The following is a 26,520-nucleotide window of genomic DNA, read 5'->3' on the forward strand; positions in this document are numbered from 1 at the left end:
TGCGGTGAAGGCTCATGAAGCGTCTGGGCTGGCAGCATGCGGCTCAACAGGTTCAGCCGCTCCAGTAACTCGATGTCACTCTCAAGGCTGTCAATGAACGTGCTGTTGAGCATGTGCCCGCCAATCTGCGCGAGGCTCGGCTGCATGCCACTCACCGCGCGCTGCACCGGCGTATTCGCGCCCAGCCCGCGTGGGTTGCCACTGACACCGACCACCAGCACGCGATTGGCGCCCAGGTGCAAGGCCGGGCTGATGGGCGCCGACTGACGCACTGCACCGTCGCCGAAATATTCGTGCTCCAGCCTGACCGGCGCGAACAACAGAGGGATCGCCGAGCTGGCCAGCAAGTGATCGACCGTCAGCCGGGTCGGCACGCCGACCCGCCGATGCCGCAACCAGGCGTCGATGGTGCCCTTACCTTGATAAAAGGTGACGGCCTGGCCCGACTCGTACCCAAACGCCGTGACCGCCACCGCGTGCAGGTGCTTCGCCTCAATGGCCTCGTCGATCCCGTCGAGATTAAGCCGCTGAGTGAGCAGGTCCTTTAACGGCGAACTGTTGAGCAGGGCGACGGGCACTTGTTTGCGGCCGATGCCCAGCAGGCTGCGACCGAAGAATCGTGCTGCCTGACGAATCACACCCGCCCAGTCGCTGCGCAACACTTGATGGCTGCGAAAGCCCTGCCAGAAGTCAGTCAGTTCATGGATTGCGGTACGAAACTGCGCCGCGCCGCTGGCAAGCTTCACCGCATTGATCGCACCCGCCGAGGTGCCGACGATGACGGGAAAAGGGTTCTTGGCACCGACCGGGAGCAAGTCGGCGATGCCCGCCAACACGCCGACCTGATAGGCCGCCCGGGCACCACCACCAGAAAGGATCAGACCGGTGACCGGTTCGATGGCATCCGGGACCTGCGACCGCATTGAAGCGCTGTTGACTGGTTTTTGTTCTGTTGCGCTTGTCGTCATGAAGGCTCAGCTCTGGGGTTCAACCACGCTTTTTATACAGTTTCGGCTCGCCCGGCGGTCGGCTTTTGAAACGCCGATGCGCCCACAGATATTGTTCCGGACATGCCGTGACAGCGCGCTCGACCCATTGGTTGATGCGCAGGCAGTCGGCCTCATCGCTTTCACCGGGGAAGTTCTCAAGCGGCGGGTGGATCACCAGCTTGTAGCCGCTGCCATCCGCCAAACGCTCTTGGGTAAACGGCACCACTTGCGCCCGGCCAAGGGTGGCGAACTTGCTGGTGGCCGGCACGGTGGCGGCCGGAATGCCGAACAGCGGCACGAAGAGGCTCTGCTTGGCGCCGTAATCCTGATCCGGTGCGTACCAGATGGCGCGGCCCTTGCGCAGCTGCTTGATCATCCCGCGCACGTCCTCGCGCTCAACGGCAATCGAATCCAGGTTGTGACGCTCACGGCCGCGGCGCTGAACATAATCGAACAAGGCGTTTTTGTGCTCGCGGTACATGCCGTCAATGGTGTGTTGCTGGCCAAGCAATGCCGCACCGATTTCAAGGGTGGTGAAATGCAGCGCCATCAAAATCACGCCCTGCCCTTCAAGATGCGGTTGCTTGAGGTGCTGCAGCCCTTCGATATGGGCCAGCTTGGCCAACCGTTGCGGGCTCCACCACCAGCTCATGGCCATTTCGAAGAAGGCGATGCCGGTGGAAGCGAAGTTTTCCTTGAGCAGACGTTTGCGCTCGGCCTTGGCGTATTGCGGGAAGCACAGCTCCAGATTGCGCGCGGCAATGATCCGCCGATCGGTGGCGAAGTAATACATGACGCTACCCAGCGCCCGGCCGATGGCCACCAGCACTCGAAATGGCAACTGCACGACCAGCCAGAGCAAACCCAGCCCCAGCCAGAGCGGCCAGTAGCGTGGATGAAGAAATTGAGCTCGAAAACGCGGGCGATCCATTACAGCTTCCGTCAAGGCAAAGGCGGGCATTCTACATCGTCTCGACGGGATCGGTGGCGGTTCGTCGGTTGCAGCTCGCTTGCGACTCGCGGGCGTTCTCGTTATAAGTCTCGGCACTTTTAGCGACAAGCCGCTGTATGCCGACATGAGCCAAATCGAATTGCAAGACCAGGATCCCGTGTTCCAGTTGAAGGGCAGCATGCTGGCCATCACCGTGCTGGAACTGGCCCGCAACAACCTCGAAGCGCTGGATCGTCAATTGGCGGCAAAAGTCGCCCAGGCCCCGAACTTCTTCAGCAATACCCCGCTGGTACTGGCGCTGGACAAGCTGCCGCCCAACGAAGGCGCGATTGACCTGCCGACAATGATGCGCATCTGCCGCCAGCATGGTCTGCGCACATTGGCCATCCGCGCCAACCGCATTGAAGACATCGCCGCCGCCATCGCCATCGACCTGCCCGTGTTGCCACCGTCCGGCGCGCGGGAGCGACCGCTCGATCCGACGGAAGGCGAAGTCCGGAAAAAGCCTGAAATCATCGAGAAACCACCCGAGCCGCTGATCAAGCCGACCAAGATAATCACGGCCCCGGTGCGCGGCGGTCAGCAGATTTATGCCCAAGGCTCGGACCTGGTGGTGATTTCCTCCGTCAGCCCGGGCGCGGAACTTCTCGCCGATGGCAACATCCATGTGTATGGTCCCATGCGGGGTCGGGCACTGGCAGGCATCAAAGGCGATACCAAAGCGCGGATTTTCTGCCAGCAAATGGTGGCTGAACTGGTCTCCATCGCCGGGCAATACAAGGTTTCCGAAGACCTGCGCAGAGATCCTCTGTGGGGAGCCGGGGTACAGGTCAGTCTGTCCGGCGACGTGTTGAACATCACCCGTCTTTAACGGATACTGCGCCATTTTCAAAGCCACTCTGATTCACCGCGAAAACGATGCAAAGGGAAAGGAAATCCGGGAAATTCATTTGTTTTCTCGAAACATGAGCCTCCATCAGGCGCGTGTCTTCACCGTTGCTCGCATCACGCTGTGTCACGAGGGGCTCTTCAGGGACTAAAAATCCTTTTCCTCTAGGGGTGATTCACCTTGGCCAAGATTCTCGTGGTTACATCCGGCAAGGGTGGTGTGGGCAAGACCACCACCAGCGCCGCTATCGGTACCGGTCTCGCTCTGCGCGGCCACAAAACAGTGATCGTCGACTTCGACGTCGGCCTGCGTAACCTCGACCTGATCATGGGTTGCGAGCGTCGCGTCGTTTATGACTTCGTCAACGTGGTCAACGGCGAAGCCAACCTGCAACAGGCCCTGATCAAAGACAAGCGCCTTGAGAATCTGTACGTATTGGCGGCCAGCCAGACCCGTGACAAAGACGCGCTGACCCAGGAAGGCGTCGAAAAAGTTCTTATGCAACTCAAGCAGGACTTTGAGTTCGTGGTTTGCGATTCCCCGGCGGGTATCGAAAAAGGCGCTCATCTGGCCATGTACTTCGCTGACGAAGCGATCGTCGTGACCAACCCGGAAGTCTCCTCCGTACGTGACTCGGACCGTATGCTGGGCCTGCTGGCGAGCAAATCCCGCCGCGCTGAAAACAATGAAGACCCGATCAAGGAACACCTGCTGCTGACCCGCTATAACCCGCAGCGAGTGAGCGATGGCGAAATGCTGGGCGTCGAAGATGTCAAGGAGATCCTCTCGGTCACCTTGCTCGGCGTGATCCCGGAATCCCAGGCGGTGCTCAAGGCATCCAACTCGGGCGTGCCGGTGATCCTCGATGACCAGAGCGATGCCGGACAGGCCTACAGTGACGCCGTTGATCGTTTGCTGGGCAAAGCCGTCGAGCACCGTTTCCTGGACGTAAAGAAAAAGGATTTTTGGAACGTCTGTTCGGGGGTAATTAATGAGTATTTTTGACTTCTTTCGTGCCAACAAAAAGCCAAGCACCGCGTCGGTAGCGAAAGAGCGTCTACAGATCATCGTGGCGCACGAACGCGGCCAACGCAGCACTCCGGATTACCTGCCAGCCTTGCAGAAGGAGCTGGTGGAGGTCATCCGCAAATACGTCAATATCGGCAACGATGACGTGCATGTCGCGTTGGAAAACGACGGCAGCTGCTCGATTCTGGAACTCAATATCACCCTGCCTGATCGTTGATCGAAACGGCAGTCGCCACGGCGGCTCGGTCACCTGAACCCTTTTGCGGGGTGCGGGTGAGCGAGCCGCCGTTGGTGCTTTCAACGGGTCTGTTTTTTGCGACGAGACCGTTTAGCTACGAGGCTGTTTGATGCCGCTGTCCAATGTTCACATTCTCCATCAGGACGACGCCGTGCTGGTGGTGAACAAACCCACCCTGCTGCTCTCGGTGCCCGGTCGTGCCGACGACAACAAGGATTGCCTGATCACGCGCCTGCAGGAAAACGGCTACCCCGAGGCGCGTATCGTCCATCGGCTGGACTGGGAAACCTCCGGCATCATCCTGCTGGCCCGCGACGCGGACACGCACCGCGAACTGTCTCGTCAGTTTCATGACCGGGAAACCGAGAAAGCGTACACCGCGCTGGCCTGGGGACAACCCGCGCTGGACAGCGGCAGCATCGATTTGCCCTTGCGTTACGACCCGCCGACCAAGCCCCGGCATGTGGTGGATCACGAGTTCGGCAAGCATGCGCTGACGTTCTGGAAGGTGCTGGAGCGTTTTGACACGCATTGCCGGGTCGAGCTGACGCCGATTACCGGACGCTCGCATCAGTTGCGGGTGCATATGTTGTCGATTGGGCATCCGTTGCTGGGGGACGGGCTGTATGCGCATCCCGAGGCGCTGGCGGCGTACCCACGGTTGTGTCTGCACGCGAGTATGTTGGCGTTTACCCATCCTGTTTCGGGAGAGCGGTTGCGGTTTGAGTGTCCTGCGCCGTTTTGATTCTGCCGCTCGGATTACTGCGTTCATTCGGGTGCTCTGCGGTGCTGGTGTAAGTCCTGGCTAACGCCAGACCTGTTTCGCCTTCGGCGAGTTACTTGATAACCCCAAGTAACCAAGGGTTTCAGGCTCCCGGTTTGGCCTCGACTTCGTCGAGGTTCCTTCACTCCGGCGACGCTCCGTGGGCCCGCCGCCATCCGCCATCCATGGCGGGGGGCGGCTCTCGCGGCATCCATGCCGCTCGGCCCACTCCGCATCGCCTGCGTTCAGCCTGCACCCAAGTCGCGTTTTGTGTCGTCCAAACGTTCTCGGTATGAAGATCAAAAGCGAGAGCAGGAGCAGTTCGCTGCCCCGCTTTTGATTCTGCCGAAGGCGTAGGAGCGTGGCTCGTCCCGCGATCTGCCGGGAACCGGCAGCAACACCTGTGCACGCGGGGTGTCAGGCCTCATCGAGTCGTCTGATTTTGCTACCGCTGCGCGGCAGATCGTCCGAGTGCGGCCCAGAGCAAGCGCGCTCCTACGGCCTCCGGCCAGAATCAAAAGCCGCGAACCCTCCTCAATCCCGAGCCTGGCCGGAGGGAACGCACGTTATGCCTGGCACAGCCTTGCTTTTGCCTGGAAGGCGTAGGAGCGTGGCTCGTCCCGCGATCTGCCGGGAACCGGCAGCAAGACCTGTGCACGCGGGGTGTCAGGCCTCATCGAGTCGCTTGATTTTGCTTCCGCTGCGCGGTAGATCGTCCGAGTGCGGCCCAGAGCAAGCGCGCTCCTACAGGGACTGCGTCATTCGGAAGTTTCTGGGTGATCGTTCCCACGCTCCGCGTGGGAATGCAGGGCAAGACGCTCTGCGTCCAAGTCGACGCGGAGCGTCAAACGATGCATTACCACGCAGAGCGTGGGAACGATCAGACGTTTCTGCGTGTGAACGATCAGAAAATCCTACAACCACCAAGCTCGCTACCTCACCCAGAGGCCTGTAAACTCCCGCCATTGCTGTCTGGAGTAACTTATGCGCGAAGAGTTGAACCAAGGCCTGATCGATTTCCTCAAGGCCTCTCCCACCCCGTTTCACGCCACCGCAAGCCTTGTGCAACGTCTCGAAGGCGCCGGTTATCAGCGCCTGGACGAACGTGAGCCATGGCACACCGAAGCCGGCGGCCGCTACTACGTCACCCGTAACGACTCCTCCCTCGTCGCCTTCAAACTCGGCCGTCTTTCGCCATTGATCGGCGGTATCCGCCTGGTCGGCGCACACACCGACAGCCCGTGCCTGCGCGTCAAGCCGCAGCCCGAACTGCAGCGCCAGGGCTTCTGGCAACTGGGCGTCGAAGTCTACGGCGGCGCCCTGCTCGCCCCGTGGTTCGACCGCGACCTGTCGCTGGCCGGCCGTGTCACCTTCCGCCGTGACGGCAAGGTCGAAAGCCAGCTGATCGACTTCAAACTGCCGATCGCGATCATCCCGAACCTGGCGATCCACCTCAATCGCACCGCCAACGAAGGCTGGCCGATCAACCCGCAGAACGAACTGCCGCCGATTCTCGCGCAAGTCGCTGGCGACGAGCGTGCAGACTTTCGCGCACTGCTCACCGACCAGCTCGCCCGTGAGCATGGCCTGAACGCCGACGTGGTGCTCGATTACGAGCTGAGTTTCTACGACACCCAAAGCGCGGCCGTCATCGGTCTCAACGGCGACTTCATCGCTGGCGCGCGCCTGGACAACCTGCTGTCGTGCTTCGCCGGTCTGCAAGCGTTGCTCAATGCCGATGGCGACGAAACATGCCTGTTGATCTGCACCGACCACGAAGAAGTCGGCTCGACCTCCGCCTGCGGCGCTGATGGCCCGATGCTGGAGCAAGTGCTGCAACGTCTGCTGCCCGAGGGCGACGACTATGTGCGCACCATCCAGAAGTCGCTGCTGATCTCTGCCGACAACGCCCACGGCGTGCACCCGAACTATGCCGAGAAGCACGACGGCAACCACGGCCCGAAACTCAACGCCGGCCCGGTGATCAAGGTCAACACCAACCAGCGTTATGCCACCAACAGCGAAACCGCCGGGTTCTTCCGTCATCTGTGCATGGCCGAGGAAGTGCCGGTGCAGAGCTTCGTGGTTCGTACCGACATGGCCTGCGGCTCAACCATCGGCCCGATCACCGCCGGTCATCTGGGCGTGCGCACGGTCGACATCGGCTTGCCGACCTTCGCCATGCACTCCATCCGTGAGCTGGCGGGCAGTCAGGACCTGGCGCATCTGGTGAAGGTGCTCAGCGCGTTTTACGCCAGCGCAGAGCTGCCATAGGCAACGCAACCGCTGTGTGAACAGGCTGGCGAATGCTTTCGCTTTCGTCAGCCAACGAGCACCTCAACGCAGGTGTTGCGGCCCTCGCCGCTCCCGCTGACAAATCCGGCCTAGACTCTCTGTATCTGTCACAAACAGAGGGCCAGCCATCATGGACGACTATTTCTCTATCCTGATCCCGGTCGTGATCGGGATGCTGATGCTGTGCGTGGGCTTCAGCTATCGCGAATACCGCAGCGGCGTTGCGTCGATCACCCTTGGCATGGTGCTGATGCTCGGCACTGCCGCAATTCACATCCTGGACAGGCTCACCTGATCCCACGAACGTGAAGTGATTGGCGGGTTGCAGCGCAAAATGCTTCTCGCCAACACCTGACACCGCTCGTAAACTCACTTTTTTGCCTGAATGCCCGGCCGACGTCGCCTGGTCGCATGAGGCGCCTGTCGATTCGAGGTTCATTGCCTGGTGATTGTTTCCGCCCGCCTGTCCGTCATGCCGCGCCTGTTCCTGATTTGTCTGCTGACGCTGTTTCCCTTCGCGCTGACCCAGGCCGCTGGCCTGCCCAGCCTGTTGAGCGGCCAGAAAGCCCAGCCCCAGGCACAAGAGCCGCTGGGTCAGTCACTCGACGAGGTGATCACCTCGCTGGAGAACGATCAGCAACGCAGCAAGTTGCTTGATGACCTGAAAAAACTCCGTGACGCCACCAAGAAAGCCCAACCCACCGCCGAACAGGGTGTATTGGGGCTGATCGGGAGCACGCTGTCGGGCTTCGAGAAGCAGTTCACCGGCGATGACAGCCCGCTCAGCCGATGGGGCGACGAGGTATCGCTGGCCGAGCAGGAACTGATGGACCTGATGCTGCCGGCCAACCAGTGGTGGCCGATCATCTTCGGCTTCGCCGTGGTCATTGCGCTGTGGAGCCTGCTGGCGGCGGCGCTGATCTGGCTCAGCCACCGGGTTCGCGTGCGTTTCGGCCTGTCGGAAGAACTGCCGCAACACCCTCGCCCTTCTGACATGCTGCGCTTTGCCCTGCGCAAACTCGGCCCTTGGCTGATCGCGCTGGTGATCACCGTCTACCTGAGCTACTCCCTGCCGCCGTCGTTGGGCCGCGACCTGGCGATGGTGCTGGCTTATGCGTTGGTGGTCGGCACGTTGTTTTCGGCGATCTGCGTGATCGCGTTTTCGCTGCTGGACGGTCCGCACCGGCATCAGGCGCTGCATATCCTGCGCCATCAGGCCTTCCGTCCACTGTGGTGGATCGGCAGCTTCGCGGCGTTCGGCGAAGCCTTGAGTGATCCACGCCTTGTCGCCAGCCTGGGCGTGCATCTGGCCCATACAGCAGCCACATTGGCCAACGTCATGGCGGCAGTGTCCACAGGACTGTTCATCGTCCGCTTCCGTCGCCCGATTGCGCACTTGATCCGCAATCAGCCGCTGTCCCGGCGCCTGAAACGCCGGGCGCTGAGCGACACCATCGAGATTCTCGGCAGCTTCTGGTACTTGCCTGCGATGGTGCTGGTGGGCGTCTCGCTGTTCGCCACGTTCTTCTCGGCGGGCGACACCAGCACCGCGCTGCGCCAGTCGCTGATCTGCACCGTGTTGTTGGTGGTGTGCATGGTGCTCAACGGCCTTGTGCGTCGCCATTCGCAGAAACCGTCCCACGGCCACAAACGCCATGCGCTCTACTCGGACCGATTGAAAAGCTTTTTCTACACCGTGGTGCATCTGGTGGTCTGGCTTGTGTTCATCGAGCTGGGCCTGCGGGTCTGGGGCCTGTCGCTGATTCGCTTTTCCGAAGGCGACGGTCACGACATCAGCGTGCGCTTTGCAGGCCTTGCGACGACGTTGATGTTCGCCTGGCTGGTCTGGATTCTGGCCGACACTGCGATTCATCACGCCCTGACCCGCTCGCGCAAAGGCCTGGCCAACGCCCGTGCGCAGACCATGATGCCGCTGATCCGCAACGTGCTGTTCGTGACCATTTTCATCATCGCCGTGATTGTGGCGCTGGCGAACATGGGCATGAACGTTACGCCGCTTCTGGCGGGCGCCGGTGTGATCGGCCTGGCGATCGGTTTCGGCGCGCAGTCGCTGGTGGCGGACCTGATCACCGGCTTGTTCATCATCATTGAGGACTCGCTGGCGATCGACGATTACGTGGACGTGGGCGGACACCTGGGCACGGTCGAAGGGCTGACCATCCGCACGGTCCGGCTGCGGGACATCGACGGTATCGTCCACACGATCCCGTTCAGCGAGATCAAAAGCATCCAGAACTATTCGCGGGAGTTCGGCTACGCCATCTTCCGCATCGCCATTCCGTCGAACATGAACATCGACGACGCGCTGAAGATGATCCGCGACGTCGGCCAGAAGATGCGCACCGACCCCTTGCAACGCCGAAACATCTGGTCGCCGCTGGAAATTCAGGGTGTCGAGAGTTTCGAGTCGGGCAACGCCATCCTGCGGGCGCGCTTCAAGACGGCCCCGATCAAACAATGGGAAGTGTCCCGGGCGTTCAACCTGTCGCTCAAACGCTATCTCGATGAAGCGGGGATGGACCTGGCGACACCGCGTTTGAACGTGCAGGTCAGCACCAGCGGCGGCAGCGTGAGTGAGCTGCGCGGGAAGAAGGATGATGCATCGGCCAACTGATGCATCGCATAACCTGTGGGAGCGAGCTTGCTCGCGAAGACGTCAGCCGGTCCAACGCAGCTGCATGGCCGCACAGGCCCCTTCGCGAGCAAGCTCGCTCCCACAGAGAGGGTGGCTGCCAGCCCATCAGAGGCGCGGCAACCCGATCTCTGCAGATGACGTTACGGGTTGATTGCCGCCGTCTTGTTGCCCTCAACCATCGCCGCAAAACGCTGTTTGTTCGCGGCGTAGTACGCGGCTACGACTTTTTCAGGTGAGCTGCCCTGCTCCCGCGCTTCGGACATCATCGACTGCAAATCAGCCTGCGGGATGGAGAAGTGGGTGAAGAACTGCGCCACTTTCGGATACTGCGCGCTGAACCCTTTGCGGGCGACGACATGAATCTGCTCGGTGCCGCCAAACAGATGCTCCGGGTCATCCAGGTAACGCAGCGGGTATTTGGCGAACATCCAGTGCGGGCTCCAGGCGTTGACCAGTGACCACTTCCCGCGTTTGAGGTTGCGGTCCAGTTCACTGAGCATGCCGCTTTCCGAAGACGCGACCATTTTGTAGCCGACGATCTTCTTATCGTTGAGGACTTTCTCGGTCAGTTTGTACTGCCCGTTGCCCACCTCGGACGTCAGGATCTTGCCGTCGAATTTCTCCGAGATGCCCGGCTTGTTAAGGTCAGCAAGGCTCGACACCTCGCTGGCAGGCACGATGTCCGGCACCGCCATGCCGATGCGTCCCTCATACAGCACGCCCAAGTCTTCGAGTTTGTCCTTGTACTTGTCGTAGAAAGCCTTGTGCGTGCCCGGCAACCAGACCATCGGGATGAGATCGATATTACCGTTGGCCATGGCCTGGAACTGAATGCCGATGTCGGCCATCACCAGCTTGACCGGCTGTTTCAACTGATCTTCCAACACCAGGTTGGCCAGCTTCACCGTGATTTCCGTGTCCGACCAGTTCACCCATCCGATGCGCACAGGCGGTTGATCCGCGGCGTGGCTCATCAGGCTCACAGTCGTCAAGGCAATCCCTGCTAACCAACCAATACGTTTTTTCTTATACGGCGAATAAGCATCCATCGTGCATGTCCCCTGTCGTGTATGGGTGTTACTGGGTGCGGCAGTGAAAGTGTCGAATCGCCAGTCTCGGCCAGCTGTTCGGCCGATAGTAGCCACACAGCGAGTGGGGGCGCAAGCGAAATGTACACCTGCGTCATCCATGCTTGACACTCATGTACATTCCACCTAATTTTGCGTCAAACCAAGCCTGATGTTCCCCGACAGGAGCGCCCCACGATGTCCAGCGATCCGCTGCTGCAGCCCTACAAGATCAAGAACCTGACCCTCAGAAATCGCATCATCACCACCTCCCACGAACCGGCTTATCCGGTCGATGGCATGCCGAAAGACTTGTACCGGGCCTATCACGTGGAGCGCGCCAAAGCCGGTGTTGCACTGACCATGACCGCAGGTTCGGCTGCTGTGTCCCGTGACAGTCCGCCGGTGTTCAACAACGTGCTGGCGTACAAGGATGAAGTGGTGGGCTGGCTCAAGGACCTGACAGACGAATGCCACGAGCACGGCGCGGCCGTGATGATTCAGCTGACGCACCTGGGGCGTCGGACACGCTGGGACAAGGCTGACTGGCTGCCGGTGGTGTCACCTTCGCATCGGCGCGAGGCCTCCCACCGGTCGTTCCCCAAGAAGCTGGAGGAATGGGACATCCAGCGCATCATCAAGGACTATGTCGACGCCGCCGAACGCATGAAAGCCGCCGGCATGGACGGCTTGGAGCTTCAGGCGTACGGGCATTTGATGGACCAGTTCTGGTCGCCGCTGACCAACGACCTTCAAGGGGAATACGGCGGCTCGCTGGACAACCGCCTGCGCTTCACCTTCGACATCCTGCGCGGGATTCGCAAACAATGCGGTGAGGACTTCCTGCTCGGCGTGCGCTACACCGGCGACGAAGACTTGGCGGGCGGGTTCGGCGCCGAGGAAGGCATCGCGATTTCCCACAAGCTCAAGGACAGCGGGCTGGTGGACTTTCTCAACGTCGTCAAAGGGCACATCGACACCGATGCCGGCCTGACGGACGTGATCCCGATCCAGGGCATGCGTAACTCGCCGCACCTGGACTTTGCCGGCGAAATCCGCGCCGCGACGGGCTTCCCGACCTTCCACGCCGCCAAGATTCCCGACGTGGCGACGGCTCGCCACGCCATTGCATCGGGCAAGGTCGACATGGTCGGCATGACCCGCGCGCACATGACCGATCCGCACATCGTGCGCAAGATCATCGAGAAACGCGAAGAGGACATCCGGCCCTGTGTCGGCGCGAACTACTGCCTGGACCGCATTTATCAGGGCGGTGCGGCCTATTGCATCCACAACCCGGCGACCGGTCGTGAAACCACCATGCCGCACGAGATTCCCAAGGCCGCGACGCAACGCAAGGTCGTGGTAATCGGCGCAGGCCCTGGCGGACTCGAAGCGGCGCGTGTGGCGGCTGAGCGCGGCCATGACGTCACCGTGCTGGAGGCTGCGGCCCAGCCCGGCGGGCAGATCCGTCTCACGTCGTTGAGCGAGCGTCGCCGCGAGATGATCAGCATCATCGACTGGCGCATGGCGCAGTGCGAACGCATGGGCGTGAAGTTTCAGTTCAATACGTGGGCAGAAGCGCAAACGGTGCAGGATCTGGAACCGGACGTGGTCATCGTTGCCACCGGCGGATTGCCGGATACGGAAGTGCTGAAGGCAGGCAACGACCTGGTGGTCTCGGCCTGGGACATCATTTCCGGGGACGTCAAACCGGGCAAGAACGTGCTGATCTTCGACGACGCGGGGGATCACGCCGCGCTGCAAGCCGCCGAAGTGATCGCGCAGAGTGGCGCACGGCTGGAGATCGTAACCCCAGACCGTGCCTTTTCACCGGAAGTGATGGCGATGAACCTGGTGCCGTACATGCGCAGCCTGCAGGATCTGGACGTGGTGTTCACCGTGACCTATCGCGTGGAGTCGGTGCTGCGGCGCGACGGCAAGCTGGTGGCGGTCTTCGGCAGCGATTACGGCAAGGTCAACAAGGAGCGTGTGGTCGACCAAGTGGTGATCAACCACGGCACGTTGCCGCTGGATGACCTGTATTTCGACCTGCGTCCGCATTCCAGTAACGGCGGCGCGGTGGAACAGCACGACCTGATCGCGGGCAAGGTGCAGAACCTGGTGACCAACCCGGACGGACGCTTCCAGCTGTTCCGCATCGGGGACGCGGTGGCCGCGCGCAATACCCACGCCGCAATTTATGACGCGCTGCGGTTGGTGAAGGATTTGTAGGCTGTGTCCGTCGGGCCAGGCACCGAGGCGCGACGGGACAACACGATTGCCTGTGGGAGCGAATTCATTCGCGATGGGTCGGCACGGGGGATGGATCTTTGTCTTCTGTACGATTTTTCGCGAATGAATTCGCTCCCACAGGATGTCATTCCCATCCAGATCTGAGGATCGATCCAGGCTCCGCGCCTACATGCCTCTGCGCGCGACCTCAGCCCCTGCCTGTACGGCATTGCCAATCAATCCTTCGAAACCCGCGTTCATCAGGCTCTGCAACGCCGCCGCCGTTACACCTTTATAGGCCACCAACGAATCGAGCAGCGCCTGGGGCTCGGTCGTGCTCAGCAACTGGCTCGCGTTGAGCACCACGCCTCGCGCTGCGTCTCGGGCAACCTCCTCTGGAATGCCGGCGTCCACAGCCTGACGAGTCAGCGCCATCATCAACAGCGCGGGAAACGCCGGCCCCGTGCCAGACAACGCACTCAGGTAGTCGATGCAGTCTTGCGTTGGCACCCGGCTCGCCGTGCCGACACACGTCAACAGACCTTGCACGTAATCGACGTCGGACGCCGACAACTCACTCGCGCAATGCCACGGCGTAAACGACTGCCGGATGTCCACCGCTGCGTTAGGCATCGCCCGCACAATGACGGATGCGCCAGTCGCGGCGCTGATCGCCTGTGATGTGACGCCCGCCATCAACGAAATCACCCGTTTGCCCGAAGCGTCCACGCTCAATGCACTGAACTGCTCGGGACGCACCGACAGGATGACGGTGTCGCTGGCGTCCACCAGCGCCTGATTGTTCGTCATCAACTGCGCACCCGCGTCCGCCAGCGGATGGCTGCCGGACCGGTTGGACAGAAACAGCCGGCCAGCGCCGACAAAGGCCGTCTCCAGCAACGCCTGCGCAAGTGCCCCGCCCAGCCAGCCCGTGCCGCCGATGATGCCCACCGAGTCAGCTCGCACCGGTTGTCTCCTCGAAGGTAGCTGCCAGCGGAACGAACTCGCCCGGCTCTTTTTCGGCGTAACCGAACTTGCCGTAAAAGCGGTCCAGCTCACGTTTCCTGGGCGCCTTGCCGGTAAAGATCGCGACGTAGTGCGGGATGCGTCGGAAACGCTCGGTGATGTCTTCGGTGGTCTTCATCGAGATGTAGCCGATCTGCGTCAGATAAATCGTTCGGGCCCGTGTGTCGGCGCCGTCCTGCTCGTAGCCGAAACGCCTGAACATGGCGGTCAGTGCGCTGATACGCGCGTCGTCCGCCGCGACGATTTCCTGAGTGACCTCCTCCGACTGCAGCGCCCAGCTGCGCACCGCGAACTCGAACTGGGAATCGAAAACCGCAGGGTTCAGCCAGCACTCGAATACGTTAAGGATCGCCTCGGTGATGTTTTCCGCGTAGCTTTCGGACTGCTTGACCATACCGCCGGTGTTCTTGTCTTTCCAACGCGCCAGCAAGGCAGCCAACAGTTGTTCGCGGTCCTGGAAGAACCAGTAGAAACTGGTGCGCGACAGATTCAGCCGCTTGGCCAGCGGCATGACGCGCACGGCGTCCACGCCTGATTCCTTCAAGGCATCGTAGGCAGCCTCCAGCCAGCCCTCGGGCGAGCCCCGCCATCCGGAGTCCTGGGTTTTGCCCCGGCTCTTACCTGATTCCGACATATGCGTGTCGCCTTTGATTGAAAACGAGTGGAGCAACTGTACGCTCATGGTCTTTTGATGTACACGGATGTACATTTGGACGACGCTCAGTCACTCGGTTTTGGTGTGCGGGATCTGTAACCGCAGGCGTACAACCTTTTTGTAGGAGACTGCAGCGAGTCAGGAACGGATGCTCAGGTCAGCAGGGACACGTCTCAAACATCCCCCACCACCGCACTCACATGAATCGCATCGTGCCGCCAATACTCCAGGTCGCAATCGATCAGCCGGCCACTCTGATCGTGGTTGACCCTGGCAATGCGCAAACCGGGACTGCCGATCGAGACTTTCAAAGCCGCCGCCGCCTCCATCGGCAGCGCCGTGGGCACCATTTCGAACCGCACCTGACCGTACCGAATGCCGTAGTGACTGGCGTACAGCTCGGTGAGTGACTGATTGAGGTCGAACTCCAGGATCTGCGGGAAATATTCGGGGTTCAGGTAATGCTCGACGTACAGCACCAAGCGCTCGTCGATGCGCCGTGCGCGGCAGATCTGGATCACGCTGGACAATGCCGGAAGCTGCAGCAAATTACAGATCGCCGCCGACGCCGGTTGCAGTCGGGCGGAAATCACCTGCGTCGCCGGCACCCGGCCTTGCGCCTGCACCATCGCGTGGAAGTGGCTACGGCGCATCAGGTCATAGGCCAGCCGAGGCGGCGAGATGAACCAGCCGCGACGCTCCTCGCGATAGATCAGCCCTTGAGCCTCCAGCTGCACCAGCGCCTCACGCAAGGTAATGCGCGTGGTGTCGAATACTTCACTAAGCTTGCGTTCGGCAGGCAATTTGCTACCGGGCAGCAACAAACCGTGCTCGATCTGCTCCTGCAGGGCGTTGCAGATGGTCGTCACCGCTCGAGGCACATCCTGGCGCATTGCGTTACCTATCTGGACTAGACCAGTGCTAAAGGGGGGCAGGATCGGCAGCGTGATGGCCCGTTTCAGTGCTCTAGAGCCTAGGCAGCGTAGATGACTGTTACGTGACAAGCCAGCGCGATCCGCTTGAAAAACCAGACAATAAAAAGAAATTAGGCTTTTTATATCAGTGAGTTGGCCATGGTCTACGCTTACCCCACAGCCGTACCGTCTGCTCGTATTCACCCCAGCAAAAGTCGGTCCAGACACGAAAGTGTCATGAGAGTGGCCTAACTTGGCTCAGGTATTGCTGACCTAGACCAACGCACCAGACATCCCAACCCGCAACGAGCATTTCACCGACCCTTTCTTATAAAACGTCGAGAAGTGCACCAAAGGAGCTTCGAATGAAACACCTTTTGCTGGCATCACTCCTGGGTTCGGCCATCGCGCTGAGCACCTCGGCCATGGCCGCCGACTCCATCAAAGATCTGGAAGCCGCCGCGAAAACCGAAGGCGCGGTCAACAGCGTGGGCATGCCCGATGACTGGGCGAACTGGAAAGGCACCTGGACCGACCTCACCGCCAAGTACGGTCTGGTGCACATGGACACCGACATGAGTTCGGCACAGGAAGTGGCCAAGTTCGATGCGGAAAAAGACAACGCCAGCGCCGACATCGGTGACGTGGGCGCCGCTTTCGGCCCCATCGCCGTGGCCAAGGGCGTGACCCAGCCTTACAAGCCGACCACCTGGGATCAGGTTCCAGACTGGGCGAAAGACAAGGACGGTCACTGGGCACTGGCCTACACCGGGACCATCGCCTTCATCGTCAACAAGAAGCTGCTGCACGGCTCTGAAGTGCCGAAATCCTGGGCTGACCTGAAGACCGGTAAATACAAAGTCACCATCGGCGACGTGAGCACCGCGGCTCAAGCGGCCAACGGCGTGCTGGCGGCATCGATCGCAATGAAAGGTGACGAAACCAACATCGCGCCAGGCCTTGCGCTATTCACCGAACTGGCCAAGCAGAAGCGTCTGGGCATCAACAACCCGACCATCCAGACCATGGAAAAAGGCGAAGTGGAAGTCGGCGTGGTATGGGACTTCAACGGCCTGAGCTACAAAGCCAAGATGGCCAACCCGGACGACTACGTCGTGCTGATCCCGTCTGACGGCTCGGTGATCTCGGGCTACACCACCATCATCAACAAATACGCCAAACACCCGAACGCGGCCAAGCTGGCGCGTGAGTACATCTTCAGCGACGCCGGTCAGATCAACCTGGCCAACGGCAACGCCCGTCCGATCCGTGCCGAGCACCTGAAGCTGCCAGCGGAAGTGCAAGCCAAGCTGCTGCCTAACGAGCAGTACAAGAACGTGACGCCAATCAAAGACCCTGCCGCCTGGGAAAAAACCTCGAAAGCCCTGCCTCAGCAGTGGAACGAGCAGGTCATCGTCGAGATGCAATAAACAAACCGCGCGCCCTTTTGTAGGAGCGCGCTTGGTCTGGGCCGCATCCGGACGATTTCGATATGACTGTGACAGCCATTTTGACTGACACACCGCAATCGTCCGGATGCGGCCCAGACCAAGCGCGCTCCTACAGGTTGTGCTGTCAACCTCCCGGAGAGGCCATGAAACACAACGTCATTCTGATCCTGCTGGACGGCCTGAGTTACAGCGTGGCGCAGCATGCAATGGGGCATTTGCTGGCGTATCGAAACGCAGGCCGCGCCGCGTTGTATAAGCTCGAATGCGAACTGCCGGCGCTTTCCCGACCGTTGTACGAATGCATCCTGACGGGCGTCGCGCCCATCGACAGCGGTATCGTGCACAACCATGTTTCACGCCTGTCCAACCAGCGCAGCGTGTTTCACTATGCCACCGCAGCGGGATTGACCACGTCCGCCGCCGCGTATCACTGGGTCAGCGAGCTGTACAACCGCAGCCCGTTCATTGCCAGCCGCGACCGCCACACCGACGACGCTGACCTGCCGATCCAGCACGGTCATTTCTACTACGTCGATCACTACCCCGATTCCCACCTGTTCGACGATGCCGAGCATCTGCGAACGGCGCATCAACCGAATTTCCTGTTCATCCACCCGATGAACATCGATGACGCCGGGCACAAACACGGCCTCGATACCCCGCAATACCGCAACAGCGCGCGCTCGGCCGACATCATCCTCGCCGAATACCTGCAGCGCTGGCTGGACGCCGGGTATCAGGTACTGGTGACCGCCGACCATGGCATGAACAACGACCGCTCCCACAACGGCATCCTGCCTGAAGAGCGTGAAGTCCCGCTGTTCGTGATCGGCGATGCGTTCAGCCTCGATCCCCAGGCCTCGCCCAGACAGACCGAGATCTGCGGGACAGTCTGCGAGCTGCTCGGCGTGCCCCACGACAAACCTGTCTGCAGAGAGGTGCTCAAGTGAGCTCACAGCGTCGCGGCAAATGGCTGGGGCTCTTGTGCCTGGTGCCCTTTGCCCTTTTTTTCATCGCGTTCCAGATCGCCCCGCTCGCCTGGGTCGCCATCAACAGCCTGTATTCGGACGCCGGCTGGGGGGTGGACAACTTCATCAAGGCCTTCAACTCGCGCTTCTACCGACAGGCCATGCAATACAGCCTGGAGATCAGTTTCTGGTCGAGTCTGATCGGCATCCTCATCGCCATCCTTGGCAGTTATTCGCTGCGCAAGGTGCCGTCACGGCTGCGTGACTTCGTCAGCGCCTTCGCCAACATGACCAGCAACTTTTCCGGCGTACCGCTGGCGTTCGCGTTCATCATTCTGCTGGGCTTCAACGGCGCGCTGACGTTGATTCTGAAGCAGGCGGGCATCATCGATGACTTCAACCTGTATTCGAAAACCGGGCTGATCATCCTCTACACCTACTTCCAGATTCCGCTCGGCGTGCTGCTGCTTTATCCGGCGTTCGACGCGCTGCGCGAAGACTGGCGCGAATCGGCTTCCCTGCTGGGCGCCAGCACCTGGGATTTCTGGCGGCACATTGGCATTCCGGTGCTGACGCCGGCCCTGCTCGGCACTTTCGTGATCCTCCTGGCCAACGCCCTCGGCGCCTACGCCACGGTGTACGCGCTGACCACCGGCAACTTCAACGTTCTGCCCATCCGCATCGCGGCCATGGTCGCGGGCGATATCACGCTGGACCCGAACATGGCCAGCGCCCTGGCGATGATTCTGGTCGGCATGATGACCCTGGTGACCATCGTTCATCAGTGGCTGTTGAAGAGGAGCTACCATGTCTCGCGCTGAACGCGGCCCCGCCGGGCTCTACCACCGCGTGGTGGTGTACATCCTGTTTCTGATCCTGCTGGCGCCTCTGCTGGGCACCTTCGTGTATTCAATTGCGACCAGTTGGTCGGCCACGATTTTGCCCGCAGGCTTCACCTACAAATGGTACGTGGCGCTATGGAGCGACCCGCGCTTCTTGATGGCGTTTGCTCAGTCGCTGATGGTCTGCGTCGGTGCGCTGATCCTGTCAGTGGTGCTGATCCTGCCCCTGTTGTTCGTGGTGCATTACCACTTCCCGAAACTCGACGCGCTGATGAATATCCTGATCCTGCTGCCCTTTGCCGTGCCGCCGGTGGTGTCGTCGGTCGGGCTGTTGCAGCTCTACGGTTCCGGCCCGCTGGCGATGGTCGGTACGCCGTGGATTCTGATCGGTTGCTACTTCACCATCGCCCTGCCCTTCATGTACCGGGCGATCACCAACAACCTGCAGGCGATCAACCTGGTCGATCTGATGGACGCAGCTCAATTGCTCGGCGCCAGTACCTTTCAAGCGGCGTTTCTGGTGGTGCTGCCTAACCTGCGCAAAGGCCTGATGATCGCCCTGCTGCTGTCGTTCTCCTTCCTGTTCGGTGAGTTCGTGTTCGCCAACCTGCTGGTCGGTACGCGCTACGAAACGCTGCAGGTCTACCTGAACAACATGCGCAACAGCAGCGGTCACTTCAACAGCGCGCTGGTGATTTCCTACTTCCTCTTCGTGTTGGTGCTGACCTGGGCGGCCAATCGACTCAACAAGGACAAAGACTGATATGAGCTTCGTCAGTGTCGAAAACCTGCAAAAGAACTACGGCAGCACAGCGGTCTTCAGCGACATCAACTGCGTGATCAACAAGGGCGAGTTCGTGACCCTGCTCGGCCCGTCCGGCTGCGGTAAGTCCACCCTCCTGCGTTGCATCGCCGGGCTGACCTCGGTCACCAGCGGGCGGATCTTTCTCGACGGCAAGGACCTGGTGCCGGTGTCGCCGCAGAAGCGCGGCATCGGCATGGTGTTCCAGAGTTACGCGCTGTTCCCCAACATGAATGTGGAGCAGAACGTCGCCTTCGGTTTACGCATGCAGAAGGTCAGCGCCGACGAAACGAAACAGCGCGTCGCCGAGGTGCTGAAACTGGTGGAACTGACCGAGTTCGCCAAACGCTACCCTCACCAGATGTCGGGCGGCCAGTGCCAGCGTGTGGCCCTGGCGCGCTCGCTGGTGACCCGCCCTCGCCTGCTGCTGCTCGACGAACCGCTGTCGGCGCTGGATGCACGCATTCGCAAACACCTGCGCGAACAGATCCGCGCGATCCAGCAGGAACTGGGCCTGACGACGATTTTCGTGACCCACGATCAGGAAGAGGCGCTGACCATGTCGGACCGGATCTTCCTGATGAACCAAGGCCGGATCGTGCAGAGCGGCGATGCCGAAACCCTGTACACCGCACCGGTCGATGCGTTTGCGGCCGGCTTCATCGGTAACTACAACCTGCTCGAACCCGACGCCGCCAGCCGCCTGATGCAGCGGCCGATCAACAGCCGAGTGGCGATTCGGCCTGAAGCGATACAGCTGAGTCTGACCGGCTCGCTGGAAGGCGAAGTGCGCAGCCACAGCCTGCTGGGCAATGTGATCCGTTATCGTGTCGAAGCGCGAGGTGTGGAACTGGTGGTCGATGTGCTCAACCGTTCGGCCAACGACTTGCACCCGAACGGCCAGCGCGTCACCCTGAGCATTGAAGATTCGGCGCTGTGTGAAGTGGCTTGAATCCAGCGCCTACCTGTAGGAGCGCGCTTGCCCGCGATTACGGCTTGGCAGGTTTATCTTCAGGACCCAAGGATTGCAATCGCGGGCAAGCGCGCTCCTACAGGGATTGCGTACGTATCACGAGAGAGGACAGCGGTAATGGCACTAGCAATATTCGATCTGGACGAAACCCTGATTCATGGCGACTGCGCCAGCCTGTGGAGCGAGCAGATGGGCCGTCTGGGCTGGGTCGATCCAGAGTCCTTCATCAAGAAAGACCATGAGTTGATGGAGGCCTACGGCAAGGGCGATCTGGCGATGGAAGACTACATGGCGTTCAGCCTCGAACCCATGATCGGTCGCACGCCTGAAGAAGTGGATTTTCTGGTAGGGCCGTGGGTCGAGGACTTCATCGAACCGATCATTTTCAGCGACGCCACCAAAGCCATCGCCGAACACCGCGCCGCCGGTGACCGCATCCTGATCATCTCGGCCTCCGGTGTGCATCTAGTCAAACCCATTGCCGAGCGGATCGGCGTCGATGAAGTGCTGGCCATCGACCTGGACATCGCCCACGGCGTCTACAGCGGCAAGACCCAAGGCGTGCTGACCTACCGCGAAGGCAAGATCACCCGCTTGATGGAGTGGCTGGATCAGGAAGGCGAAAACCTCGAAGGCGCCAGTTTCTATTCAGACTCACGCAACGACCTGCCGCTGTTGCAGAAGGTCGATTTCCCCCACGTGGTGAACCCCGATCCGGTGCTGCGTGAGACCGCGCAGAACGCCGGCTGGCCGATTCACAGCTGGACGTAAGTCGGCACAGGCTACGTCGATCGGCCGCCTTGAGGACCTATCAGAACAGAGAGGTTCGGGGCGTGCCGACACGGTTTCCGACCAAAGGAGGCCGTGCCGGTCAATAAATCCAGGGGCACTGTCATTTCTGACAGCTTTCAAACGCACGGTTTGGGTTTATAAAAGGCCGAGCCACGGTCTTGTCCATGCAGTCCAGCGAATACGTTGAGGTGACCGACCCTACGGCTCGTCACGCGGCGCCACGGAATGTGCGTCGCCCTGCATAGGAAGTGCTCAGCATGCCTCAGATTCGTCAACGCACCACCGGCCATGACCTCAGCGCAAGCAAAGGTGACCTCTCTACGACGCCCTCCATACTCACGCCTCTCACGCCCAAGGAACATGAAGTGCTGCACTGGGGATCACTGGACAAATCCTCATGGGAAATTGCACAGATCCTGGGCTGCACCGAGGCCACGATCAACTTTCATTTCAGCAACATTCGACGCAAGTTCAACGTGTACTCACGCAGTGCGGCAGTGCTCAAGGCTATTAAACTGGGGTTGATTGAGTTGTAGGTGTTGGGTTCCAGGTTAATCGCCGCATGTTCGGGAAACCGTTGGAAGGAAGGGGAGCAGCCGCTCATGAACGGCTGCGCTTTTGCTTTGCGACCAAGGCACGTAGAACCCTTTTTGGCTTACCAGCACGGATCCTGTACTCGCTCTTTCTTTCTGTAACCGGGATATCATCAGACGGCCTTCTTGAGTTCATCTTTTTCTGCTGATATGAAGCTACTTCCGCGGGATCTGCCTTAAAAAATAACCTATGTCGCCCAATACAGCTCGAGGAGTTCCGGGTTTCCCGGCGAAGGGTTGGAGTTTTGCCATTTAATGAACTCGACGAGCAGATCCGCGTTCCAGACGCCGGCAGGCAGCAGGTTTTCTTCCCCTCCGTGTATGTCCGGCAGGATCGCAGGAATGCGGGGCGGATCGAGATCTACGGTATCGTCGCTTTCTTCTTTGAGCATGACGTAAACACCTCTTGAACAGGATGTGGACAGGCACCGAAAACACGCCAAATCGTGCCTCATCATGACCATTTAAAAGGGCTTGATACGGGGTGAATACTCTTAGAAGTGATAGGTTGACACCGCCCCGTCAGGCGATCTTTTTCCAATAAAAAAGGGAAGGTTTTCCAACCTTCCCTTTGGCTTAATGGATGCCTGTTTCTACCAGTTGTAACGAACGCCGATGTTTGCGCCCCACGGCTGATCGACCTTGCTGCCACTGCTGTAATCGAAGTCGGCGTGCACCTGCATCGTCTCAGTGACCGACATCGCCACCCCAGCGCCGAACTCGACACGGGAACCTGAAAGGTCGTTGTTGAACGAGTTGTCATTGACCGAGACGCTGTTATTGCTGGCGAACTCATGGGCCCAGGCGGCCCGTACATAAGGCTGAATCACCTTGCCGTCGCCCAGATCAAAATTACGCCCGGCCGTGCTGCCGACCTTGCCCAGCAGCGAGTGGGTGCGGTCCCCGTCGGCTTGCATGCCGTTATCCAGATCGTACTGTTTGCCCTGAATCACCACACCCGACAGTTGCGTGAAGGGTTCGACGAAATAACCGTCATCCAGCGCGATGTGGCGACCGAACTCCAGCGAGGCCCCCAGCGCATCGTTGTCGTAATCGCCCTTGGCGCGCTGACCGTCGCTGAGCGTGACCTTGCTCTCGTTATTGAAGCGGTTGAACTTGAGCACGCCGTCGAAGTAGTAACCCGTTTGGGCGTCGAGCCAGGTGGCATACGTGCCCATGTAATAACTGTCGACCGTGCCCGTGGAGCCTTTACGCAGGTCCAGATCGGACTTGCTGTAACCGGCCATGACGCCGATCAGCCATTGCCCGTCACCGTAAGGCAGCGGCGCATCGGCACCCAGGCTGAAACCCTGCTGCGTCTGACGGTAACCCACGCCGCTGCTGGTCGACACGTCGAACTTGTTGCCATACGAACGCACCCAGCCGCCGGCCTGACCACCGTTGAGGCGCAACTCGCCCATCCGCGTGCGCAAACTGGTCAATTCGCCATACCAGACGGTTGGCGCGGCATTGAACAGCGCAAGCACCGATTGAGTGCCGGGGCTGATGGTTTTGGTGCTGGCGTCGAGGAACCAGTCATTGCCCACACGCGCCAGGTCGTAGGAGTAGGTCCCCAGGTCCACGGGGCCGCCCAGCAACGAGAATTGCGCGCCGCCTGCTTCAATGTGGGCCACGTGCAGGCTGGTCTGAGCCAACGGGTCGGCGCCGCTGCTTCGGATGCGCAGGTCATGGTTGCCCTCGGCAGTGCCGGTCACGTCGAGAAAGTCGACCTTGCCTTCGGCGAAGTTGGCTTCCATGTCGAAGATGCCGTTACCGGACAGATTGGCCACCGACAGCACGTAGAAATCGCCGGGTTGACCGAAACGCACAACGCCACCGTTCATGGCCAGGTTACCGATCTGGCTGTCTTGCACCAAGGCCCACTCGGCGTTGCTGTTGATCGCCAGGTTTTGCACATTGTCCAGACGCCCGGTGAGGGTCGCGGCGTTTTGGAGTGTCAGGTTGGCTGTGCCTGCGGCATCGACCACCACATCCCCGACAAGCTGACTGTTATCGACCACCATGTTGGCAGTGGTATTGGCGCCGACATCGAGCATCACACCGTTGCTGCCCACCAGGGTCGAGCCGTTGCGCACGTTGATATCGGCGGTGGTCGCCCCTCCGCCGGTGGCGACTGTTGTGATGGCTGCCCCGTTTAGCCCCTCCACTCGGGTGCTGTCCAGATCAAGCTGACCGCTGCCCACTCTCGGGTTGTCATTGCGAAGTCGAACGCCGTCGGTGCCTCCCGTGATCGAACTGTTGACCGCAGACAGCGTGCCGTCCAAAACCTCTGCGCCCAAACGGCCAGCGGTCACCTCGGTGTTCAGCAATGAAACAGAGCTGTCGGTGCTGATCACGATTCCCCGATTTCCGGCGGTGATGGTGCTGTCGCTGACTTGCGCCTGGCTGGTCGGGCTGTTCCCGAGCAGGCGGGCCGCGGTCAGACCGGTAACGTCGCTGCCGATCTGGCTATTGGTGATGGTGGCCTGCGACCCAGTCAACTGGACGCCAGTCCCCGTCGCATTGACCGTCGTCCCGGTCAGGTTAACTGTGGCGCCGGTTGTGGTGGTAATGCGCTGCGTCGTCGCGCCGTTAGCGTTCAGTTGAGCACCGGCCGCAAGCTGGTATTCATCGGGCGCCGTATTGGCGTCGATGGCCAGTGCGTCACCAGGCCCTACAATCGTCAGCGCCTGCGCTGTCTGGCTAAAGGTGGACAGGGGCACCAGTGAAGCCAGCGTGAAGATAAAAGGAAAGCTTTTGAGTGCAGCGAAATTGCGGTGGTCCATCATAAACACCTTGCTCGGAGTGACGGGCAATCGGCTCTTCCAATGTAGGATGAAACTCTACGGCCCGGTGGAAAGGCCGGGAGATTACAAGCATCCACACGCGCAATAAGTAGGACATGTCCTATAAATACGTATCTCTATTCCTACAGTAGTCTCTGTTGTCGGAATTGACAGGCCGAGGGCCGCAGCGCGTTCAACGCAGCAGCCCTGTAACTCAAGCGCGGTCTGTTAAGGGACGGGGGGGGGATTGGACAGCTGCTGTTGGCGTTATACATCCCGACGTCCTTGCTATCGATTCTGGATGTAAAGGTCTCACCGCCAATGGTGAAGGTGTACCAGGTTTCACCCCTGCCATCGGTGTTGCCTGGCTCATACGTCGGCAGTATTTTGTCTTCGTATGGCCGCACCCTCCAGATAAAGCCGGTCGCCGGAGTAGCAGTGCCCAGCGTGATGTCAACGTCCATTTCTGCACCGGGAATGGGGGACGAGGAGAGATCGCGGTCAGGATAAGCACGCCAGTGGACGGTGACTGTGTCGCCGTCGTTCAGGCCGTAACGCGTGAGGTCGGGGACCTGCACGCGAATGGCAGGACACATAGCCGATGAAGATCGGCCCGTCACCGAGTGCGGTCAGGGAAGCGCCTGGGACAGTGACCTTCTGACCCGTCTGGATCGTCGAGCCTTGGTCCACAGGCGCATTACCGGGAGGGTCTGTAGGGACTGTGTTGTCGACATAAACATAATATTTATCCCCCAGTTGCCAGTCACCGTAGTCAGGCAAATCACCTACAAGGCTGCCGCCCGCACCGGTCAGATAGGCATCGGTTACGTCAGTCACGGGAAAGGTGAGGATACCGGGTTCATCAGGCCGCCATGGCTCCGTTCTATCGACGATCAGGGGCAGCGGGAATGAGACAGCCGGGTCACCGTTGGTTAGCAAAACCCGGAAGCGAAGGGTGTACGGACCATCGCCTCGAAACTCGGTTAACGGGACACTCATTGAGGTTATCGGAAACGTAGTCGGGAAGCTGATGTCCAGTGTCTCAACAATCCGATATTCGCCATCAGCGATCGGCGGTGTGCCATCAGCCCATTCCAAGAAAATTCTGTTGGTATCGCCGGGCGCTTCTGGCGAGTTTTCCCACTTTTCAAGGGTGACTTGCAGCGGTGCGTTCAGCACATTGGAGTCAAGCGTTCCGTCCGCCGGGTCGATAATGCCAGCCACTTCAGGCGGATCCAGGGTAATAACCGGATCCTGCATAATATTGGCCCCACCGCCCGAGACGGCAGAAGTCCCTGGTGCTGCAGCCCTGCGCGCCTTTCTGGCTGCGACTTCCGCTCTATCTCGCTTGACCTTGGCGGCCTTGTACGCCTGCCTGGTTTCATCTCCCTTGGCGACCTTTTCTGCTTTTTTCTGCGTCGTATCCTTCATGTCATGCTTCCTCGCGATCCATTCGTGGAGGTCAGGTAAAACCAGCAGCATGAACGACAAACAACGGCATCAGGTCAGTCGAACGGTGCTGCCAGCGGGGCAACGTCGACCTTTAGTGGATACCGATTTAAAAGCGCGAGGTACTGTCAGAAATGATAGGTTTGTGCCCCGTTC

Annotated in this window: 23 protein-coding genes and 2 pseudogenes; 15 read left to right on the forward strand and 10 right to left on the reverse strand. The window is 60.2% G+C overall.

The features are described 5' to 3' along the window. Positions 1 to 28: 28 nt before the first annotated feature. Positions 29 to 923, reverse strand: a pseudogene (locus AB4N84_RS03515) (patatin-like phospholipase family protein); the annotation flags it as partial. Between the two features lie 64 nt (positions 924 to 987). Further along, entirely contained in the window at positions 988 to 1,920 is a 933-nt protein-coding gene (locus AB4N84_RS03520; RefSeq protein ID WP_460045269.1) for a lipid A biosynthesis lauroyl acyltransferase, read from the reverse strand. A gap of 145 nt (positions 1,921 to 2,065) precedes the next feature. Between AB4N84_RS03520 and minC the strand changes: the two genes are divergently transcribed. Beyond that, complete coding sequence (minC, locus tag AB4N84_RS03525; protein ID WP_074752566.1) at positions 2,066 to 2,812, forward strand: septum site-determining protein MinC; 747 nt, start codon at positions 2,066 to 2,068, stop codon at positions 2,810 to 2,812. On the opposite strand, the gene AB4N84_RS03530 is transcribed toward minC, so the two are convergent. Next, positions 2,799 to 2,960 carry a hypothetical protein gene (locus AB4N84_RS03530; protein ID WP_460045270.1) on the reverse strand — a complete coding sequence of 54 codons (162 nt, stop codon included), beginning with the start codon at positions 2,958 to 2,960 and terminating at the stop codon, positions 2,799 to 2,801. The genes minC and AB4N84_RS03530 overlap by 14 nt on opposite strands. 50 nt (positions 2,961 to 3,010) lie before the next feature. On the opposite strand from AB4N84_RS03530, the pseudogene minD reads away from it, so the two are divergent. The 6 genes and pseudogenes from minD (at position 3,011) to AB4N84_RS03560 (ending at position 9,790) form a co-directional block, all read left to right on the forward strand. Next, positions 3,011 to 3,822 (forward strand): annotated as a pseudogene (gene minD / locus AB4N84_RS03535) (septum site-determining protein MinD). Further along, entirely contained in the window at positions 3,822 to 4,076 is a 255-nt protein-coding gene (minE, locus tag AB4N84_RS03540) for a cell division topological specificity factor MinE (RefSeq protein ID WP_037013831.1), read from the forward strand. The pseudogene minD and the gene minE overlap by 1 nt, the downstream one beginning before the upstream one ends. Before the next feature lie 130 nt (positions 4,077 to 4,206). Next, a complete protein-coding gene (locus tag AB4N84_RS03545; RefSeq protein WP_074752568.1) occupies positions 4,207 to 4,842 on the forward strand; it encodes an RluA family pseudouridine synthase in 636 nt (211 codons plus the stop codon). Positions 4,843 to 5,844: 1,002 nt separating this feature from the next. After that, the gene (locus tag AB4N84_RS03550; RefSeq protein ID WP_074752569.1) at positions 5,845 to 7,134 is read left to right on the forward strand and encodes a M18 family aminopeptidase; all 1,290 of its coding nucleotides are present in this window, start codon (positions 5,845 to 5,847) and stop codon (positions 7,132 to 7,134) included. Between the two features lie 151 nt (positions 7,135 to 7,285). After that, a complete protein-coding gene (locus AB4N84_RS03555; protein WP_167362053.1) occupies positions 7,286 to 7,450 on the forward strand; it encodes a hypothetical protein in 165 nt (54 codons plus the stop codon). Positions 7,451 to 7,627: 177 nt separating this feature from the next. Further along, positions 7,628 to 9,790, forward strand: a complete 2,163-nt coding sequence (locus tag AB4N84_RS03560) for a mechanosensitive ion channel family protein (RefSeq protein ID WP_074752860.1) — start codon at positions 7,628 to 7,630, stop codon at positions 9,788 to 9,790. Positions 9,791 to 9,951: 161 nt separating this feature from the next. On the opposite strand, the gene AB4N84_RS03565 is transcribed toward AB4N84_RS03560, so the two are convergent. Then, positions 9,952 to 10,860, reverse strand: coding sequence for a glycine betaine ABC transporter substrate-binding protein (locus tag AB4N84_RS03565; protein WP_460045271.1), 909 nt, complete (start codon positions 10,858 to 10,860; stop codon positions 9,952 to 9,954). 216 nt (positions 10,861 to 11,076) lie between these two features. Between AB4N84_RS03565 and AB4N84_RS03570 the strand changes: the two genes are divergently transcribed. Then, positions 11,077 to 13,113 (forward strand): oxidoreductase, encoded by a 2,037-nt coding sequence (locus AB4N84_RS03570; RefSeq protein ID WP_460045272.1) that lies wholly within the window; start codon positions 11,077 to 11,079, stop codon positions 13,111 to 13,113. 186 nt (positions 13,114 to 13,299) lie between these two features. Here the strand turns inward: AB4N84_RS03570 and AB4N84_RS03575 are convergent, their stop codons facing one another. The 3 genes from AB4N84_RS03575 to phnR form a co-directional block, all read right to left on the reverse strand. After that, entirely contained in the window at positions 13,300 to 14,079 is a 780-nt protein-coding gene (locus AB4N84_RS03575; RefSeq protein ID WP_460045273.1) for a pyrroline-5-carboxylate reductase family protein, read from the reverse strand. Further along, positions 14,069 to 14,773: a TetR/AcrR family transcriptional regulator gene (locus AB4N84_RS03580; RefSeq protein ID WP_074752861.1), complete on the reverse strand. Its 705-nt coding sequence runs from the start codon at positions 14,771 to 14,773 to the stop codon at positions 14,069 to 14,071. Before AB4N84_RS03580 ends, AB4N84_RS03575 begins: the two co-directional genes overlap by 11 nt. 194 nt (positions 14,774 to 14,967) lie before the next feature. Further along, positions 14,968 to 15,687: a phosphonate utilization transcriptional regulator PhnR gene (phnR, locus tag AB4N84_RS03585; protein WP_460045274.1), complete on the reverse strand. Its 720-nt coding sequence runs from the start codon at positions 15,685 to 15,687 to the stop codon at positions 14,968 to 14,970. A gap of 386 nt (positions 15,688 to 16,073) precedes the next feature. Between phnR and AB4N84_RS03590 the strand changes: the two genes are divergently transcribed. The 7 genes from AB4N84_RS03590 to AB4N84_RS03620 all read left to right on the forward strand — a co-directional run bounded on the left by AB4N84_RS03590 (position 16,074) and on the right by AB4N84_RS03620 (position 22,072). After that, entirely contained in the window at positions 16,074 to 17,138 is a 1,065-nt protein-coding gene (locus tag AB4N84_RS03590; RefSeq protein WP_460045275.1) for an ABC transporter substrate-binding protein, read from the forward strand. 164 nt (positions 17,139 to 17,302) lie between these two features. Beyond that, positions 17,303 to 18,109 (forward strand): alkaline phosphatase family protein, encoded by an 807-nt coding sequence (locus AB4N84_RS03595; RefSeq protein WP_460045276.1) that lies wholly within the window; start codon positions 17,303 to 17,305, stop codon positions 18,107 to 18,109. Then, positions 18,106 to 18,948 (forward strand): ABC transporter permease, encoded by an 843-nt coding sequence (locus AB4N84_RS03600; protein WP_460045277.1) that lies wholly within the window; start codon positions 18,106 to 18,108, stop codon positions 18,946 to 18,948. Before AB4N84_RS03595 ends, AB4N84_RS03600 begins: the two co-directional genes overlap by 4 nt. Continuing rightward, positions 18,935 to 19,732 (forward strand): ABC transporter permease, encoded by a 798-nt coding sequence (locus AB4N84_RS03605; RefSeq protein ID WP_460045278.1) that lies wholly within the window; start codon positions 18,935 to 18,937, stop codon positions 19,730 to 19,732. The genes AB4N84_RS03600 and AB4N84_RS03605 overlap by 14 nt, the downstream gene beginning before the upstream one ends. A gap of 1 nt (position 19,733) precedes the next feature. Continuing rightward, on the forward strand, positions 19,734 to 20,723 hold the full coding sequence (locus tag AB4N84_RS03610) for an ABC transporter ATP-binding protein (RefSeq protein ID WP_074752578.1): 990 nt from the start codon (positions 19,734 to 19,736) through the stop codon (positions 20,721 to 20,723). Positions 20,724 to 20,861: 138 nt separating this feature from the next. Beyond that, entirely contained in the window at positions 20,862 to 21,515 is a 654-nt protein-coding gene (locus AB4N84_RS03615) for an HAD family hydrolase (protein WP_460045279.1), read from the forward strand. A gap of 278 nt (positions 21,516 to 21,793) precedes the next feature. Continuing rightward, positions 21,794 to 22,072, forward strand: coding sequence for a LuxR C-terminal-related transcriptional regulator (locus tag AB4N84_RS03620; protein ID WP_460045281.1), 279 nt, complete (start codon positions 21,794 to 21,796; stop codon positions 22,070 to 22,072). A 245-nt stretch (positions 22,073 to 22,317) separates the two neighbouring features. On the opposite strand, the gene AB4N84_RS03625 is transcribed toward AB4N84_RS03620, so the two are convergent. From AB4N84_RS03625 to AB4N84_RS03635, 3 genes are all read right to left on the reverse strand, one after another. After that, positions 22,318 to 22,521 carry a hypothetical protein gene (locus AB4N84_RS03625; protein ID WP_460045282.1) on the reverse strand — a complete coding sequence of 68 codons (204 nt, stop codon included), beginning with the start codon at positions 22,519 to 22,521 and terminating at the stop codon, positions 22,318 to 22,320. 201 nt (positions 22,522 to 22,722) lie between these two features. Further along, positions 22,723 to 24,918: an autotransporter outer membrane beta-barrel domain-containing protein gene (locus tag AB4N84_RS03630; protein WP_460045284.1), complete on the reverse strand. Its 2,196-nt coding sequence runs from the start codon at positions 24,916 to 24,918 to the stop codon at positions 22,723 to 22,725. Between the two features lie 498 nt (positions 24,919 to 25,416). Then, the gene (locus AB4N84_RS03635) at positions 25,417 to 26,346 is read right to left on the reverse strand and encodes a hypothetical protein (protein WP_460045285.1); all 930 of its coding nucleotides are present in this window, start codon (positions 26,344 to 26,346) and stop codon (positions 25,417 to 25,419) included. Between the last annotated feature and the right edge of the window lie 174 nt (positions 26,347 to 26,520).

It is taken from the genome of Pseudomonas sp. S2_H01 (assembly GCF_054668305.1).

What these genes read in the sequence shown, in the direction of transcription:
- AB4N84_RS03570 (WP_460045272.1), top strand. Translation starts at nt 11,077, where the DNA reads ATGTCCAGCGATCCGCTGCTGCAGCCCTACAAGATCAAGAACCTGACC.
- AB4N84_RS03580 (WP_074752861.1), bottom strand. Translation starts at nt 14,773, where the DNA reads ATGTCGGAATCAGGTAAGAGCCGGGGCAAAACCCAGGACTCCGGATGG.
- AB4N84_RS03520 (WP_460045269.1), bottom strand. Translation starts at nt 1,920, where the DNA reads ATGGATCGCCCGCGTTTTCGAGCTCAATTTCTTCATCCACGCTACTGG.
- AB4N84_RS03635 (WP_460045285.1), bottom strand. Translation starts at nt 26,346, where the DNA reads ATGAAGGATACGACGCAGAAAAAAGCAGAAAAGGTCGCCAAGGGAGAT.
- minC (WP_074752566.1), top strand. Translation starts at nt 2,066, where the DNA reads ATGAGCCAAATCGAATTGCAAGACCAGGATCCCGTGTTCCAGTTGAAG.
- AB4N84_RS03550 (WP_074752569.1), top strand. Translation starts at nt 5,845, where the DNA reads ATGCGCGAAGAGTTGAACCAAGGCCTGATCGATTTCCTCAAGGCCTCT.
- AB4N84_RS03560 (WP_074752860.1), top strand. Translation starts at nt 7,628, where the DNA reads ATGCCGCGCCTGTTCCTGATTTGTCTGCTGACGCTGTTTCCCTTCGCG.
- AB4N84_RS03620 (WP_460045281.1), top strand. Translation starts at nt 21,794, where the DNA reads ATGCCTCAGATTCGTCAACGCACCACCGGCCATGACCTCAGCGCAAGC.
- phnR (WP_460045274.1), bottom strand. Translation starts at nt 15,687, where the DNA reads ATGCGCCAGGATGTGCCTCGAGCGGTGACGACCATCTGCAACGCCCTG.
- AB4N84_RS03605 (WP_460045278.1), top strand. Translation starts at nt 18,935, where the DNA reads ATGTCTCGCGCTGAACGCGGCCCCGCCGGGCTCTACCACCGCGTGGTG.
- AB4N84_RS03625 (WP_460045282.1), bottom strand. Translation starts at nt 22,521, where the DNA reads ATGCTCAAAGAAGAAAGCGACGATACCGTAGATCTCGATCCGCCCCGC.
- AB4N84_RS03610 (WP_074752578.1), top strand. Translation starts at nt 19,734, where the DNA reads ATGAGCTTCGTCAGTGTCGAAAACCTGCAAAAGAACTACGGCAGCACA.
- AB4N84_RS03595 (WP_460045276.1), top strand. Translation starts at nt 17,303, where the DNA reads ATGAAACACAACGTCATTCTGATCCTGCTGGACGGCCTGAGTTACAGC.
- AB4N84_RS03545 (WP_074752568.1), top strand. Translation starts at nt 4,207, where the DNA reads ATGCCGCTGTCCAATGTTCACATTCTCCATCAGGACGACGCCGTGCTG.
- minE (WP_037013831.1), top strand. Translation starts at nt 3,822, where the DNA reads ATGAGTATTTTTGACTTCTTTCGTGCCAACAAAAAGCCAAGCACCGCG.
- AB4N84_RS03590 (WP_460045275.1), top strand. Translation starts at nt 16,074, where the DNA reads ATGAAACACCTTTTGCTGGCATCACTCCTGGGTTCGGCCATCGCGCTG.
- AB4N84_RS03615 (WP_460045279.1), top strand. Translation starts at nt 20,862, where the DNA reads ATGGCACTAGCAATATTCGATCTGGACGAAACCCTGATTCATGGCGAC.
- AB4N84_RS03630 (WP_460045284.1), bottom strand. Translation starts at nt 24,918, where the DNA reads ATGATGGACCACCGCAATTTCGCTGCACTCAAAAGCTTTCCTTTTATC.
- AB4N84_RS03565 (WP_460045271.1), bottom strand. Translation starts at nt 10,860, where the DNA reads ATGGATGCTTATTCGCCGTATAAGAAAAAACGTATTGGTTGGTTAGCA.
- AB4N84_RS03555 (WP_167362053.1), top strand. Translation starts at nt 7,286, where the DNA reads ATGGACGACTATTTCTCTATCCTGATCCCGGTCGTGATCGGGATGCTG.